Annotated in this window: 13 protein-coding genes; 2 read left to right on the top strand and 11 right to left on the bottom strand. The window is 55.1% G+C overall.

From position 1 onward, the window contains the following. Positions 1-176: 176 nt before the first annotated feature. Both HMJ29_RS03520 and recA read right to left on the bottom strand, forming a co-directional pair. Positions 177-1,004: a DUF3108 domain-containing protein gene (locus HMJ29_RS03520; RefSeq protein WP_171590190.1), complete on the bottom strand. Its 828-nt coding sequence runs from the start codon at positions 1,002-1,004 to the stop codon at positions 177-179. Positions 1,005-1,206: 202 nt separating this feature from the next. Beyond that, on the bottom strand, positions 1,207-2,295 hold the full coding sequence (gene recA, locus HMJ29_RS03515; RefSeq protein WP_171590189.1) for a recombinase RecA: 1,089 nt from the start codon (positions 2,293-2,295) through the stop codon (positions 1,207-1,209). Between the two features lie 200 nt (positions 2,296-2,495). On the opposite strand from recA, the gene HMJ29_RS03510 reads away from it, so the two are divergent. After that, positions 2,496-3,665 (top strand): lipid A deacylase, encoded by a 1,170-nt coding sequence (locus tag HMJ29_RS03510; RefSeq protein ID WP_171590188.1) that lies wholly within the window; start codon positions 2,496-2,498, stop codon positions 3,663-3,665. A 31-nt stretch (positions 3,666-3,696) separates the two neighbouring features. Here the strand turns inward: HMJ29_RS03510 and HMJ29_RS03505 are convergent, their stop codons facing one another. Beyond that, positions 3,697-4,275, bottom strand: coding sequence for a GNAT family N-acetyltransferase (locus HMJ29_RS03505; RefSeq protein ID WP_171590187.1), 579 nt, complete (start codon positions 4,273-4,275; stop codon positions 3,697-3,699). Positions 4,276-4,467: 192 nt separating this feature from the next. Here HMJ29_RS03505 and HMJ29_RS03500 point away from each other — a divergent pair, with 192 nt between their 5' ends. After that, on the top strand, positions 4,468-5,352 hold the full coding sequence (locus tag HMJ29_RS03500; RefSeq protein WP_171590186.1) for an SDR family NAD(P)-dependent oxidoreductase: 885 nt from the start codon (positions 4,468-4,470) through the stop codon (positions 5,350-5,352). Positions 5,353-5,449: 97 nt separating this feature from the next. On the opposite strand, the gene HMJ29_RS03495 is transcribed toward HMJ29_RS03500, so the two are convergent. From HMJ29_RS03495 to guaB, 8 genes are all read right to left on the bottom strand, one after another. Beyond that, a complete protein-coding gene (locus HMJ29_RS03495; RefSeq protein WP_171590185.1) occupies positions 5,450-5,887 on the bottom strand; it encodes a hypothetical protein in 438 nt (145 codons plus the stop codon). 105 nt (positions 5,888-5,992) lie between these two features. After that, positions 5,993-6,961 carry an AAA family ATPase gene (locus HMJ29_RS03490; RefSeq protein WP_171590184.1) on the bottom strand — a complete coding sequence of 323 codons (969 nt, stop codon included), beginning with the start codon at positions 6,959-6,961 and terminating at the stop codon, positions 5,993-5,995. 121 nt (positions 6,962-7,082) lie between these two features. After that, positions 7,083-8,471 carry a peptidylprolyl isomerase gene (locus HMJ29_RS03485; RefSeq protein ID WP_171590183.1) on the bottom strand — a complete coding sequence of 463 codons (1,389 nt, stop codon included), beginning with the start codon at positions 8,469-8,471 and terminating at the stop codon, positions 7,083-7,085. A 264-nt stretch (positions 8,472-8,735) separates the two neighbouring features. After that, positions 8,736-11,057, bottom strand: coding sequence for a peptidylprolyl isomerase (locus tag HMJ29_RS03480; RefSeq protein WP_171590182.1), 2,322 nt, complete (start codon positions 11,055-11,057; stop codon positions 8,736-8,738). 181 nt (positions 11,058-11,238) lie between these two features. Further along, on the bottom strand, positions 11,239-11,652 hold the full coding sequence (locus HMJ29_RS03475; RefSeq protein ID WP_171590181.1) for an ATP-binding protein: 414 nt from the start codon (positions 11,650-11,652) through the stop codon (positions 11,239-11,241). A gap of 23 nt (positions 11,653-11,675) precedes the next feature. Beyond that, positions 11,676-12,005 carry an STAS domain-containing protein gene (locus tag HMJ29_RS03470; RefSeq protein ID WP_171590180.1) on the bottom strand — a complete coding sequence of 110 codons (330 nt, stop codon included), beginning with the start codon at positions 12,003-12,005 and terminating at the stop codon, positions 11,676-11,678. 14 nt (positions 12,006-12,019) lie between these two features. Beyond that, positions 12,020-14,119: a GAF domain-containing SpoIIE family protein phosphatase gene (locus HMJ29_RS03465; protein ID WP_171590179.1), complete on the bottom strand. Its 2,100-nt coding sequence runs from the start codon at positions 14,117-14,119 to the stop codon at positions 12,020-12,022. Between the two features lie 213 nt (positions 14,120-14,332). Next, positions 14,333-15,805: an IMP dehydrogenase gene (gene guaB, locus HMJ29_RS03460; RefSeq protein WP_171590178.1), complete on the bottom strand. Its 1,473-nt coding sequence runs from the start codon at positions 15,803-15,805 to the stop codon at positions 14,333-14,335. Positions 15,806-15,952: the final 147 nt, after the last annotated feature.

Raw genomic sequence — 15,952 nt, 5'->3', positions numbered from 1 at the left:
ACGTTTTCATTACTGCCACCCACGAGTTTTTGTGGCGCAGCAACGGTGGTGTCTTCTTCAGGGGATTCCGACCAAGAGGGTGCTGAGTGCCAGGTCGATTCGGTGAAATCCATACGGTGGAGGTGGAAGGTAAGACAAAAAAAAAGCGACCCGGACGGAGTCGCTTTTATGCAAAGTCAATTTTTAGCTACCAGATTCAGACGGTTTCGCAAGCCTTGATATTTGTACATATCAACTTTTACAGCCCCCAAAACCAGTTCTGCCTGAATCAGAACCGGAATTTTATTACGGTCGTCGGAGAGGTACACCGAAACGGCATTTTCTCCGCGGAAGAGTTTATTGTCGGGCATTTTCGGGACGAGCCGAATGGCGCGGATGGCCCCTGCCTTGGTTTCAACAGTTTCTCGGCCTTTGTAAATCACGTCCATGTTATAAACGTCTTCATCAAAGAACCCCTGCACCTTAATTACTTCTCCCACTCTGCGTTGGTCGTAGTTGAGAGTGCGCAGGTAGTAAAAGCCACTAACAATGTCCTGAACGTTATTCGGGATTTTGAAAGTGTTGCGCTTCACGTTGTTCTTGTCGCGCTTATGGCTTTCCACTGAAGCCATATCCTTGATGTGGTCGAAATCAACGGTTTCCTGCTTCCGGTAATTCTTCTCCTCAATATTGCGGAAAAAGCGCTGGGGCAAGATGCTGGTAGTATCAATATAAGACCGCCACGTGTCCCGAATGCGCAGGAAGTAGTCGAAGGAGCCTGTAGTGCGGCCCGTAACGGTAGCCCGAAAGCAGGGGCGCTCATTTACGCGGTGAATATTATCGGCCAGCTCAATAGTAGCTTCAGCTGCGTTAATTAGGCCGTAATGCACTTTGTATTGCAGCACTTCTCCTTTAGCAAAACTAGAATTAGGGACGGAGCGCGTCGCATCAGAAGGCCCGAAAGCCGTCAGCAAAGCCGCTAGCGGCAGTAGAAGCGAAGGAAACAGGTACCAGCGGCGAGTCATGTAATAGCGGCGAGATAAGGTATAGCCGGTGCCTTCTCAAATGCGATGCCAGCAAAGATAATGGATTCGGTCAGGGCACGGATACGTCTGTACGGAAAGCGCATAAAGAATGGTTTTAGCAATTGCAGACGAGCAAAATATACAACAAAAAAGCCCCACCGAATACTCGGCGGGGCTTGCTAAGTGCTCAAGCACAGGTAGCCTAGATTTCCACGGTGTCGTCGTCACCTATGGAGCGGTCTTCGGGAATAGCTGCCAGAGCAGCTTCCGGCTCACCTTTTACCATGGCCCGGATTTGCGCTTCAATTTTATCGGCTAGCTCGGGGTTGTCCTGCAGAATGGTTTTTACACCTTCGCGGCCCTGGCCCAGGCGGTTGCCGTCGTACGAGAACCACGAGCCCGACTTGGCAATAATGCCCATGTCAACGCCCAGATCAAGAATCTCACCTACTTTCGAAATGCCCTCGTTGTAGATGATATCGAACTCAATCACTTTGAAGGGAGGAGCCACTTTGTTCTTCACCACCTTCACCTTGGTACGGTTACCGGTTACGTTGTCCTTGTCTTCCTTGATCTGGCCAATCCGACGGATATCGAGGCGTACGGAAGCGTAGAATTTTAGAGCATTACCGCCGGTGGTAGTTTCGGGCGAGCCGAACATTACGCCAATCTTCTCACGCAGCTGGTTGATGAAAATGCAGCAGCAGCCGGTTTTGTTGATGGTACCCGTGAGCTTCCGCAGGGCCTGTGACATCAGACGAGCGTGCAGACCTACTTTGGAGTCACCCATGTCGCCTTCCAGTTCGCCTTTCGGCACCAGGGCAGCTACGGAGTCAATTACGATAATGTCGATGGCACCGGAGGAAATCAGCTGGTCGGCAATTTCCAGGGCTTGCTCACCATTGTCGGGCTGAGCAATTAGCAGGTTCTCTGTGTCGATGCCGAGCTTCTTGGCATACAGTGGGTCGAAAGCGTGCTCAGCGTCGATGAAGGCTGCGATGCCACCTTTCTTCTGCGCTTCGGCAATAGCGTGCATGGTCAGAGTCGTCTTACCCGACGATTCTGGGCCGTAGATTTCCACTACGCGGCCTTTGGGCAGGCCACCCACGCCCAGGGCAATATCCAGACCCAGCGAGCCGGTACTGATGACTTCGACGTCCATCACCTTGTTGTCGCTGAGCTTCATCACGGTGCCTTTGCCGTAGTTCTTGTCCAGCTTGTCCAGCGTCAGCTGGAGGGCTTTCATTTTCTCGGCATTGGCGTTGACGGCCTTGTCAGTGGTTGCAGCCATACTTGTATAGAGGGGGTTATTGAAAAATGCTTCTTAGGTTTGGTGAATGTAGCCCTTTTGGCTGGCTCGCACAATGCGGCGAGTGACCTAGCGGCGCTCCATTGCTGGCCCCTTTTCGGGCCGGCTCATGGTAACGCCGCCGGGCTATATTTTGTGCCCACAATGCTAAAAAAATTCGTCGGTTTTAGGATGTTTTTTCTGTGCTAAAATTTTTAGGAAAAGCCCCGGTTTCTACCGCCCTGATACTGACCTTAGTAGCCTGGTTAGGCAGCGTCGGGCAGAGTGTAGGCCAGTTAAACAACAGTGCCTTCACGCACGCATTACCCGTTGGGCCGGCCTACGACCATCAGCTCCGGCTTGATGTGCAGGGCTTTTTATTTAATAAAGACAACGAGTACTTCAACAAGATTGACCCCGGCCTGACCTACTTTGGCGCGCAGCTGGCGCCCAGGCTGGTTTACTTTCCCTCGGCCAACCTGCGGCTGGAAGCCGGTGTTTTTATCTGGAAGGACTACGGTACCCCCCGGTTACGGCAGGTGCGCCCCTTGTTTACCGTAAAGTACCAGCAGGGGCCACACAGCCTCTTATTCGGTAATATTCAGGGCAACCTGTACCACGGGTATATTGAGCCCCTGTTTGACTTTGAACGGGTAATAACCAACCGGCTTGAGGAAGGGGTGCAGTACCTGTATCAAACGCCCCGCACCCACCTAGATGCCTGGGTAAACTGGCAGCGGCAGCAATACCGGTTCAGCAATTTTCAGGAAGAAGTAGCAGGTGGCCTAGCTACGGAGCACCGCGTGCTCGGCGACTCTACGGGGTGGCTGCTGCGGGTGCCGTTTCAGTTTACCGCTACTCACCGCGGCGGCCAGCTCGATACCATTGATGTGCCGCTGCAAACGCTGTTTAACCTGGCTACTGGCCTACGCGTGCGAAAAGCTTTACCCTATGAGTTTGTGTCGGCGGTGCATTTTGATGGCTACGTCACGTATTTCAATGACTATTCCTTTACCAAGGCTCTGCCGTTTGAGAGTGGCACGGGCTTGTACTTGAATGCTGGGGTTGATACGCGCCTCTCTAACCTGCAACTGGCCTACTGGCACGGCAGCGGCTTTATTTCCCCACTTGGAGGGCGCTTATACCGTTCCATATCCGTTTCAACCGCCGACCCAGATTACGTGGAAAAGCAACGGCAGCTGCTCATTCTGCGCGTACTGCGCGACTACCGCCTGCCAGGTAACCTCATCCTGACTACTCGTTTTGAGCCCCTCTATGATCTTAATAATGGGCTCTTCGATTTTTCGTTTGCGCTGTACCTGAACTTCAACCAAAGCTTTTTGCTCAAGAAGCTGCGCCACGAAACGGAATAGACGGCCTTACGATGTTCCTCACCTGAGTAGCCTAGGTCAGGGACGCTTGCTTGCGGATGTAGTATAGAATGGAGCGGTCGGCGAAGGGCTGCAATAGGCAGGGGCGCGGCGGCAAAGGAGTAAAAGCCACAGATTCGGCTACGGCGCAGCTGCGAGGGTTGTCTGCGCGGCACCGGATGAGCAGGCGGGCAGCCCTGAGGGTTTCAAAGCCAAACGGCACCACGGCAGCCAGGGCCTCGCGGGCGTAGCCCTGGCCTTCGGCAATGGCCGCTAAGTAATAGCCTATTTCGGCGGTGACGGGGGCAGTCCAGTTGGGCTTGAGGCTAATGTCGCCGAGATAGGTGTGGCTCTCCGAGTGCCAGATACCGAACACGTATAATCGGCCCGCTTGCCAGTCTTGCTGAAACATAGCCAGCACGGACGCGGCATCGGCCAGGGTTTGTACGCTGGCTTCCCGGCTCGGGAAGGAGGGGCGGAGGCGTGGCCGGTTCTCATCAATAAGCTGAAAGAAAGCAGCTTGATCAGACGGCAAGTAGGGGCGTAGCGTGAGCCGGGCCGAACGTATGGGCGTGTGGGCCGGAGCCCGAAGCGGCGGTGAGGCGGCGTACATGATTTTGGGCAGTTGCCGGCCAAACGTCCGGTGAATGAGCCAAAGAGGGCGATAAGGTTTCCAAGGGGCCTACGCAACAAAAACCTGACTGGCTGCACTTCGTTCAGGAAAAGAGTTCAGCGCATCTTGTTATGCTGAGCTAAGCGTAGGCCAGTGGTTGCGCTTCATTTTATCACTCAATCATTTACTCCGATGAAAGGAAGACTGGAAAATAAAGTAGCTATTGTAACAGGTGGTGGTTCAGGTATTGGAGAAGCCATCAGCAAGAAGTTCGCCCGGGAGGGGGCCGCTGTAGTTGTCGTAGGCCTCGACTCAGACCCCGTGCGCGCAGTAGTAGATGAAATTCTGGCGGAAGGTGGCCGTGCCATTGGGTACCTCGCCGATATTGCCCTAGAAGAGGCCGCAGAATCTTGCGTAAAAGCCGCTGTGAAGGAGTTTGGCAAGCTGGATATTCTGGTGAATAACGCCGGGGCTTTCCCTGCTACTTCCACCATTGATAAGTACCCGCTGGAGGCATTCGAGTACATGATTAAGAATAACATCTACTCTAACTTCATGATGACCAAAGCGGCTATTCCGCACCTGCAGAAAACGCGCGGCAACATTGTGTCGGCGGGTTCGGAGGCTGGTCACATGGGAGAGCCGCAAAATACGCCCTACGGCGGTACTAAAGGCTTCATTCACGCTTTTCAGCGGGGGGTAGCCGTAGAGCAGGCCAAGTTTGGGGTGCGCTCTAATATCGTAGGCCCTGGCCCCATTGATACCGCCTGGACTCACAAAGAAACCGGCCCCATGGATGCCAAAATGGAGAAAATGACTACCCAAGGTGTGCCTATGGGCCGCCGAGGTACGCCGGAAGAAGTTGCTAACGTGTACGCCTTCCTGGCCTCCGATGAAGCCAGCTTTGTAACGGGCGCTATTTATTTCGTAGATGGTGGCGTAACCGTTTCTAAAGGCCCGCACGGTGATGAGGTGCCTAGCAGCCTCAAAAAGGAACCCACTGGTGAGCTAGAATTGAAGCACTCGAAAGAAGGCAATACCAGCGTACGTAAGGAAGCTCTGGCTTCCATGCAGTAGCGTGCTAGCTTCCAATAAATAAAACAAAAGCGCCTCTTCAGCTGAAGAGGCGCTTTTGTTTTGGGGTAGTCCGTAGTGTGGGCTAGGCCACTCCAACTTACTTCTGCAAAGCAAGGCCGTTGCCCGAGCGCGACTGGGGCGGGCTGCCTAATGCATGCTGGGTGCGCATTACGTTTACAAGGCGAGCAGCCTCGTTGAAAAACTCTAGACGACGAATCAGCATTTCTTTGGTGAGTACCCGGCCTTCCGGCGTGCGCATCATAGATTTCTTGTCTTCCAGGATACGGCGCATGGTAGCTTCAGTAGCCGAATCGTGCTGCAAATACTGGGCAGCAAACTCGCGCAACAAGTCTAGGCCCTGGGTAGTGAGGCGGAAGTTTTCACCACCTTGGTTTAGTACTTCGCACAGCACATATACCTCAATGGGTAATGAGGTGTTTAGGTGCGTGGTCCGAACATCAAGGCCTGCATCTAGCGCGTCAAGAATGATTTTTACGTTGCGCTCAAACTGCTGGTAGTAACCGGCTGCTTCCATTGTTGGGGGTCTTTGGTACTAGGGGTAGGGGGCCTGATGACGCTCGATTAGATGATGCTTTTACTAGCGAACATCGTCTGCGTCTCCAAGCTCATAAACCTTGGCTTATAAAAGTTCTTTTACAATCTGCTCTACGGTGATGCCTTCGGCTTCGGCCTTAAAGTTACGCACCAAACGGTGGCGCAAAATAGGCAGGGCCACGGCTTTCACATCTTCAATATCGGGCGAGTACTTGCCGTTAAGCAGTGCGTTGCACTTAGCACCCACAATGAGGTGCTGGGAGGCGCGGGGGCCTGCTCCCCACTCCAGCAACTGCGTGGCGCGGGCACCGGCCCGGTCTGTGTTCGGACGGGTTTTGTGCACCAGGCTTACGGCGTACTCTACCACATTGTCGGCCACGGGTACGCGGCGCACTAGGTGCTGGTAGGCCTGTATTTCGTCGGCGTGCAGAATCTTGGAAACCGTAGGCTTACTGTCCGATGTGGTGTTTTTCACAATCTGCAGTTCGGCCTCGTAGCTGGGGTAGCCAAGCTCAATATTGAACATGAAGCGGTCGAGCTGGGCTTCGGGCAAGGGGTAGGTGCCTTCCTGCTCAATGGGGTTCTGAGTAGCTAGCACGAAGAACGGCCGCTCCAGGGGATAGCGCTTGCCGGCCACCGTTACGGCGTATTCCTGCATACTTTCCAGCAGGGCCGCCTGGGTTTTGGGTGGGGTCCGGTTGATTTCATCCGCCAGCACAATATTGGCGAAGATGGGGCCGGGCACGAAGTGAAAGTCGCGCTGCTGATTCAGGGTTTCCGAGCCCACAATGTCGGAGGGCATTAGGTCGGGCGTGAACTGCACCCGGTTAAAGGAGAGGTCCAGCGAGTCGGCAATGGTTTGGATCAGCAGCGTCTTGGCCAGGCCAGGTACTCCTACCAGCAAGCAATGGCCCTGCGAGAATACGGCCGTCAGCACCAGCTTCACTACCTCTTCCTGCCCAATAATCACTTTGCCAATTTCCTGGCGCAACGTGCGGTAGGCCTGCGCCAGCGAGTCGGCGGCTTCTTTATCAGATGAGAATGTTTTAGCCATAAAGAGCGAAAGAGCAGAAGTGATGAGACGCCCACTATCGGGCAGAAGCTGCACAGGCAGCTTTAAAACACTGAAAGACATGAGAAGCCCTGCTTCCCATGTCTTTCCCTTCACTTCAACCTTAGTTAATAGAATTCAACACCTGGCAGTCGGCGTACTGCGGGTCTACTTCCAGGTATACCGTGTTACGGTTAGCCGCAAACCACTCATCCAGGGCCTTGTTCTTTTTCTCGTTGAGGGCGGCGGCGGCCAGCTTCTGGTAGTCGTCGTTGAGATTAGCCTGGTGCGGGGGCGTGTTCGACTTCAGCCACAAAATTCGCATAGCGTCCTTGCCATCATCGGTGCGGTACGGCATGGGGGGTGTAATGCTGCCCACCTTCATGGTATCAATGGCAAAGAAAATGGCGGGGTCCAGCTTATCGAGGGGTAGATAGGAACTACCATCCTGGCGGTTCGCAATCAGGCCACCGTTGCCGCTGGTGAGTTTGTCTTCGGAGTTATCCTTAGCGGCTTTGGCAAATGAAATGCTGTCGCTGAGAATGCGGCGGCGAAGCTTGGTGAGCTCCTGAGCGGCTTCGTTGGCATCGGCGGCGCCGGTTTCGGGCTTCAGCAGAATATGACGCGTGCTGAAGCTGTCGCCTTTGCGCTCAATCAGCTGAATGAGGTGAAAACCGAAAGGCGATTCTACTATCGGTGAAAGCTGGCCGGGCTCCAGGCGCAGTGCGGCGGCCTCATACTCCGGCACCAGCTCGCGGCGCTTAAAGAAGCCCAGGTAGCCGCCTTCAGCCGCTGAGCCGGGGTCTTGGGAAAACTGCTTGGCCAGCGTAGCGAAATCTTCGCCACCCTGAATACGGGCGCGTAGCTCATTGAGCTTGGCCTGGGCCGCTTGCTTAGCCTTGGTGTTGGTTTTCGCGAACCGAATGATCTGGCCTACTTCTACCTCCGTAGAGTAATAGGGCAGGCTATCCTTGGGAATGCGGTTGAAGAATTGGCGCACCTCGCGCGGAGTAACCGACACCTTGCCGGCAATTTTCTCCTGCATTTCCTGCTGCACCAACTGCTCTTTTACCTGCACGCGTAGCTCCTCCTTGAGTTGCTTCACGGGCTTGTTATAATACTCCTCCAGCTTCTTTTCCGAGCCAATCTGCTGAATGAAGTAAGCCATCCGGCGGTCTAGCTCGCTTTTCACCCGCGAGTCTTCTACCACCACAGAGTCCGTTTCGGCTTTGGCCAGCATGAGCTTGTTCAGGGCCAGGCTCTGCAGAATCTGGCAGCGCAGGTTGGGTGGCAAGGGCTTGCCTTCGGCGCGGGCTTCTTCCTGAGCGTAGAGTGCTTCCACATCGGAGCGCAGTACAATCTGGTTATCCACCTTAGCCACAATGCCATCGAGGATTTGACGCCCCACCGGGCGCCCTACGCCCAGCTGCGCGTAGCTAGCCGTAACTGATGCTGCCAAAAGGGCCGCACTCAGAAGCACCCCACGGGCCGACGTATGCAAAAATTGAATCATGGAATCTTTACCAAGTAATGCCCGCAGCAGCACGTAAGCTCCGCAGGCCAGACAGCAGACAAAACGCCAAAAGCTGCCCGTAAATTTCATCATAAATACTTTCTCCGGCAAAAACAACACCGGGCCCCGGCAGCGGCGGTGCGTTTGGGAGTAGAGCCCACAGACTGGCCTAGCGTTGCAAGGCCCGAGAAAGAAGATAGGAGCCTAAATGGTTTTCGATTCCATTCAAGCTCCTATCAGCTATTGCAGTGTGCTAGGCCACTATTATTTCGTTATCAGCTTGTCAACCTCAGCTTGGTTGATCTGCACGGGATATTTCTGGCGCAACTGGTTTACCCATTCTTTTTCCAGGTAATTCTGATAGTCGGAGGTAGCTTGGCCGCGGGCTTCGGCGAGGGTTTTAGGGCCAGCGGGTAGCAGCTTCTCTATCTGCACGGCGTAGTAGCGGCCATCTTGCTGGGTGGTGTAGGTGCCGGGGGCACTGGTCATGAACTGATCCACGGCCTTGTTATCACCCTTCTGGAAGTTGCGCTGCTGCACCTGTACCGACAACGGGTTCTGTTCATTCAGCAGGGCCTCCAGCGCGGCGGGGTTAGTGGTAGTAAGCTCAAACGTAACGTTGCTGGCAGCAGGGCGGGTTTCGGCGGTGGCCGTGAGGCGGGCAGCGTTGGCACCTTTGCCGCGCAGGTAGGCCACTATCCGGTCGGCACGCCGACGAGCCAGTGCCGGGCTTTCGCCCTTCTTGATGTGGCCTACCACATTCGTGCGGGTCAGGGTTTCATCATTGATCAGGCGGAAAGCCAGCTCATCCAGCGTCGGAACGGCGGAGGGCAGCTCGGCGGAGTTGGCTTTAAAAGGCACGGGAGCCGGTAGGCCACTCCTGAGCGGATAGCTACCTGCTTTCTGCAGTTGTTGGGCCTTGGCTAGCAGTTGCGGTGAGGCAGCGCTGATTACGGTAGCCTGCACGCGCGGCTCCCACTGGTACTTAGCCTGGTTAGCGGCAAAGTACTGCTGCAGCCCCACAGTGTCTTCCACCGCTTTGCTCCATACTTTCTCATCCATCAGCTGGAAAAGCAGAATACCGTCGCGGTACTCTTTCACCAGCATGCGGTAGTCTTCGTACTTATTTTCGAGGTTGGCCTTCTCGTATTCGGTTAGGCTCTCGTCCACAAACTGGTCGTAGAGCTGCTGAGCCACAAAGCGAGGATCGGCGCCAGGACGAGGCTTCTGGTTTTTCTGTACGTAAGCCAGAAAATCATCGGCTGTGTACGGCGTGTCCTTGATAGAGAACAGAACAGATTGCGCTGTACCCGTGGAGGTAGTTTTCTTGCCTGACTTTGTAGTTTTCAATTGGTAATCGGGAGCCACAAATTTATAGTGACCGGTTACCACTGAGGTATCTAGCCTGGCGAAGGCTTCCTCCTTATCCTTTGAAAACTCACGGAAGTTATTTTCAGTCCGCACGCGCTTCAGGAAGGCGGCGCGGTTGAGCTCAGCCCGCGAGTCTTTGGCTACCTTGCTTTTCAGCGTGGGCTCCATGGCCTCAAAAGAAGGAATGGGCTGCTTCTCAAGCAAGCGGATAATGTGCCAGCCATAGGGCGTCTGCACGGGCTTAGATAAGTCGCCGGGCTTCTGGAGCTTAAAGGCGGCCTCCTCAAAGCTCGGAATCATGCGGCCCGTGCCGAAGGGGGGCAGCTCCCCGCTGTTGGCTGCTGAGCCAGCATCTTCAGAAAACTGCGCCACCAGCTTTTCCCAGTTCTCTTTGCGCTGGGTGAGGCGGTTGTAGAGCTCATCTACCTTCTTTTTTGCCGTCACCGAGTCGGCCTTGGGCATGCCGGGCGTAGTCCGGATCATGAGGTGAGCTACCTTGATTTCGCCCTGGGCGGGGCGCATGTCGTTCACCTTAATAATGTGGTAGCCATAGCGCGTGCGCACCGGCTGCGACACCTGGCCTACGGGCGTGTTGTAGGCCACCGACTCAAACGGATACACCATTTGCATGGCCGTGAAGTAGCCCAGCTGGCCGCCATTGTCGCGGGCTGAGGGGTCCTCTGAGTTCTCACTGGCCACTTTGTTGAAGTCTTCGCCGCTTGTCACGCGCTGGCGTAAGGCTAGTATGCGCTGGTACACGGCCAGCGTGTCCTTGGGGTCGGCGTCGGGCTGCACGCGCAGCAGGATGTGCGAGGCGTTTACCTCCTTGCTCATGCGGTCGTAGGCCTCCCGCACCAGCTTGTCCGTCACGCTTTTTTCGGTCAGGTAAGGCTGGGCCAGCTGCTGTTTGTAACCCTCCAGCTCCCGCTTAAACGCCTGGGTGGTATCCAGGCCGCGCTGCTCCGCTTCCAGCACCTTCAGCTTGAAATTGGTATAAAGGTCTAAGTACTCGGCTACGCTGGCCTTAGTGCCAAACTCCGGGGCCGAGCTGTTGTTCTTGCGATACACATAGCTAAACTCCGATGTTGGAACCTGGGTGGTGCCAAGGGTTTCTACAACGGGCTGTTTGGTAGTAGCAGTAGTAGGTTTTGTGGTTTGGCAGCCAGCTAACAGCGCAGCGGCAGCCGTGCCAGCAAACAAAAAGCGGTTGTGCATACGGGAGGAAAGTATTCTTCTAAGCGCTCAGGCCGGCCGGAGTGTGCCCCGGACATGGACGGCTGGCTAACGCAATTTTACGGATTTTTTTCCGCCGCGCGGAGTTTAGCAATTTGCCAGACAGGCATAAAAAAAAGCACCCGGTAGTTAGGGTGCTTTTCTTTCTATTGCTAAACGAAACTTAGGCTAGTTTCTTGTACAACCGACAAATATTATGAACCCCTTGGGTAGAAAACTCTACCCGATCCATAATGCGGTTTACTAGCATCATGCCTACGCCGCCTTTCTTGCCAATCCTGACGAACTCTTGTAAATCTGGTTCCCGGTAGCTGGAAGGGGAGTAGGAGGTAGAGCTTTCGTCTTCCAACTCAATGCCAAACTCCTTGCCTTGCATGGTGAGGCGCACATCCAAAAACCGCGACTCATCTTCACTGTTGCCGTGAATAATAAGATTGGCCACTACTTCATCAACAGCCAACACAACTTGATTGATTTGTAGCTCTGAGAGCTTGTAGTGTTCCAGAAACTCGCTCACAAAGTCACGCACTACCTTTAGGTTGCGGCGAGTGCAGCTGACTCTTATAGCGTTTTTCATTCCCTGCTTGTAGTCCCGTAGGGTTAAATAGCGGTGGCCTCAGCTTGCGATGGCACAATTGTGAGCAGTGAGTCCAGGCCTAGAATTTCAAATACATTGTGCACTTTCTCCTGCATGTTAAAGAACACCAGTTTTACGTTGGCATCCTGAAAGCGCTGCAAATGAGAAATAAACACGCCTAATCCGGCAGAGGAAATGTAGTTCAGCTTCTGGCAATCAATCAGAACTTTCTGGTACTCCAGAATAGATGGTTGGTTCAGCTCCGTGTCAAGTAATACGGAGGAGCTGGCATCCAATTCGCCATCCAGAACTAGGGTGAAGGTATGGTCGGTGGTGTGTTGGTTGATTTTCATATCCCAAGGCTACGTTAAAGGGGAATATCGGGTTGGGACGCTCGGAATTTAATGACGAGCAGCGTTTGGTCGTCGTGCATGGGCTGCCCGCGACTGAACTCTTCTAAATCAGCCAGAATCTTCTCCTTAATAACGGCCGCATCCATGTAATAGGTGCGTTCCAGCATAAGCAAAAGGCGATTTTCGCCGTACTCTTCCCCGGCCGCATTGCGGGCTTCCACAATGCCATCGGTGTAAATCACCATTACATCGCCGGGGTTGTAATCATAAAACTGGTTTTTGATGTGCTTTTCATAGGAATCATTGCGGATGATGCCTAAGCCCAGGCCTGCCGTATGGAAGTATGATACCTCTTCCTTAATAGAGTGGTAGTACAACGTGTGGCAATGGCCGGCACGGGCAAACACGAAGCCGCCGTGCTCATAATCAATAATGTAAAGAGAGGCCGTGATGAAAGCCGCCTTTTCTAGACAGCGAGCCAGGGCGTTGTTGGCCTGGGCCATAAACTTGCTGGGCACCGGAAACTTCTCCCGTTCGTTGCGCGCCAAGGGGTTTTCCTGCATTAGGGCATGAAAAATACCCTTCATCTGGGCCACGTGGAAGGCCGCCGTAATGCCCTTACCCGAAACGTCGCCGATGAGCACCGCCAAGCGCCGGCCGGGTAGGTGCAGGAAGTCGTAAAAGTCGCCCCCTACTTCTTTGGCCGCCTGCGCGTGAGAGCTGATTTCAAACCAGTTGTCAATCGGCAGATCCTTCGGAATCAGACTATCCTGCACCGAGGAGGCAATTTTGAGCTCTTCCTGCACCAGTTGGTTCTGGATGGATGCCTGCATCAGCTGTAGGTTCTCAATGCTGAGTACCGTTTGGCTGGTGAAGGTTTGCAGGATGCTCAGGTTCTCACGGTCGAAGCCCTGGCGCTGCTCCTTGAGCATATACAGCGCGCCGTACTGGCGTTTGCTGGAGCGCAGGGGCATTACAATCAGGGAGCCATAGGGTAGCTCCAGGCTCCGGAAGCCGGCGCTGTTCTGCAGGTCGTTATTGAGGTACTCAATGTGGCCCAGGTTATACTCTGTGAGTAGGCGCTGAATGGCCGCCGCCTGATCGGGGCTGACGTGGTAATGCTGCCCGGTGTACTCACTGTTATCAATACTCTCAACTTCCAGCCAAGCGGCATCGGCCTCTACCGTCTGAATGGCAGAGTCGAACAGCATGCGGTACACCTCCTCAGGCGTTTGGCTTTTCTGGATGAGCTGGGTGAGGCGCTGCAGGCTTAGAATTTCTTCCCGCTTCTGCTCAAATACACCGGCCGTGGGCAGATTAAAGAAGGTAACCATTAGGCCCATGAAGGCATAGAAGGCGGCGAAGAAAGCATTCAGTACCAGAAAGGCGTGCTGGGGCGCTGGCGCCACCAGCAGCGGATCGTACTGGGTTTGCAGGAAGTAGGCCGCAAAAATGCCCATGGCCACAATCACGCCCGACTGCAGCAGAACTGCCTGAATTTTCTGGCGCCGATTGAGGTAAGCCACCCATTTCTGGTGGCTGCTGATGTACACGCCCAATACGGCCAAGCCACCCAGCAGGGCAGTCGTCAGACTGTAGGGTAAGGACCGGGGTACCAGGCTTAGCAGGAGGGTGAAGCCCAGCAGCAGCTCAAACCACTCCCAGATCCGGCGCAGCCGGGCAGAAGAGCGGAATAGCACCAAGGAACGCCAGCTGTAATTGGTGCGGGCCAGAAAGAGAATGAACAGGCCTACGTTTACGGTGTAGAGAACTGTAAACAGCAGGGGACTCGTGCCGGGCATCTCGGCTTTGAGAAGCCGCTCCACTAAGTGCAGCACCACGCAAACCGTGGCCAGCAGCCCGGGCCCAAAAACCAGGTTTCGGAGCAGGCCTACAAAGTCTAGGCCCCGCAGGCGGTCGGGGCGGGCGCGCTCCTGCAGGAACACGGCCGCCGCAAATACTGCCTGCACTCCCAGCAGCAGCCAACCCGGCGGGGTACCCACTCCGGGCGCCAGCGCAGGGCGGGCGTAGAGAAGTGTACACACCAAAAGCCCAACCCAGCTGAGTATGGCGAATGGCTGCATAAAGGAAGATGACTTCCGGGAGAGAGACATGAATCCGGGTTAAGTACAGAGGCCTAGAATCCCGCAAATGGGTTAAAAGGACAGCCAAGATACAGGGCTAAAAGCAGACTCTTATCGTGTACTAACGAAATTAGATGTTGCTCGCAGCTTAAGCCCCTGGCAATGCGGCTCCAATGAAAACAAATTTGCCGGTGCCCTACGTAGGGCACCGGCAAAACCTGTGAGCAGCAAGCTCAACCGTAGTTAGCGGCTGCTGTAGTTAGGAGCTTCGCGGGTAATCTGCACGTCGTGGGGGTGAGACTCGCGCAGGCCGGCCCCCGTGATGCGCACGAAGCGAGCGGTTTGCAGGGCCTCAATAGTAGCGGCACCGCAGTAGCCCATGCCAGCACGTAGGCCACCTGAGAGCTGGTAAAGAACCTCTGAGGCCAGTCCTTTGTACGGCACACGGCCCACAATGCCCTCAGGCACCAGCTTTTTCACGTCGTCCTCGGCATCTTGGAAGTACCGGTCTTTTGAGCCTTCTTCCATGGCTTCAACTGAGCCCATGCCACGGTAGCTCTTGTACTTGCGGCCTTCAAACAGCGTAACCTCACCGGGGGCCTCTTCAGTGCCGGCCAGCAATGAGCCAATCATAATAGTACCAGCGCCGGCGGCCAGAGCCTTCACTACGTCGCCGGAATACTTAATGCCACCGTCGGCAATGAGCGGAACGCCGGTGCCCTCCAGGCCACGGGCGGCTTCGAGCACGGCCGAGAGCTGGGGTACGCCAATGCCAGCAATAATGCGGGTGGTGCAGATGGAACCCGGGCCTACGCCCACTTTCACGGCATCGGCACCGGCATCAGCCAGGGCGCGGGCACCCTCGGCGGTGGCCACGTTGCCGGCAATTACTTCCAGCTTCGGGAAGCGCTGCTTGATGTTGCGCACGGCATCAAGCACGCCTTTGCTGTGGCCATGGGCCGTGTCTACGCTTACCACGTCTACGCCGGCTTCCACCAAGGCCGCAATGCGGTCCATCAGGTCGGGGGTTACGCCCACGGCAGCTCCTACGCGCAGGCGGCCAAACTCGTCTTTACAGGCGTTGGGCGTGCGGCGGCGCTTCCGGATATCTTTATAAGTGATGAGGCCTACCAGGCGGCCTTCGGTGTCCACTACGGGTAGCTTCTCCACTTTCGACTCCTGCAGAATGTCCTCGGCCAGGTTCTGGTCGGTGCCCGCGTCGGCGGTTACCAGGTTTTCGCTGGTCATTACCTCCGATACCGAGCGGGTCATGTCCTTCTCGAAGCGCAGGTCGCGGTTGGTCAGGATGCCTTTGAGGCGGCGCTGGTCGTCCACAATCGGAATGCCTCCGATGTTGTTGTTGCGCATCAGCTTCTTAGCGTCGGCCAGGGTAGCAGTTTCTTCCAGCGTGAAGGGGTCGAGAATCATGCCGCTCTCGGAGCGCTTCACCCGGCGCACGAGCTCAGCCTGGGCCTTGATGCTCATGTTCTTGTGAATCATGCCAATGCCACCTTCCTGGGCCATAGCAATAGCCATTTCAGCTTCCGTTACGGTGTCCATTGCCGCGGAAACGAAGGGGAGCTTGAGCCGGATGTTGCGGGTGAGCTGGGAGCTGGGGTCGGCGTCGCGGGGCAGTACTTCCGAATAACCGGGCAGTAGCAGGACGTCGTCGTAGGTAAGCGCCTCGAAGGCAATTTTGGCAGCGTAGTCGGCCATGGCAACAAGTAGGTTAGGTTCCGCTTATTGCCGGGTAAAATTACGGCTAATAATTGGGTTTCCGATTGTAGGCCTCCAATTTCCAAATTGTGCTTGTGTTAAATCTTGCCACTCAGCTGCCCCGGACCGCAATATTTGCTTGGCGAG

It is taken from the genome of Hymenobacter taeanensis (assembly GCF_013137895.1).
Lineage (GTDB): Bacteria > Bacteroidota > Bacteroidia > Cytophagales > Hymenobacteraceae > Hymenobacter > Hymenobacter taeanensis.
The sequence above is the reverse complement of the archived record's forward strand: the minus strand, read 5'-3'. Positions and strand labels throughout refer to the sequence as shown.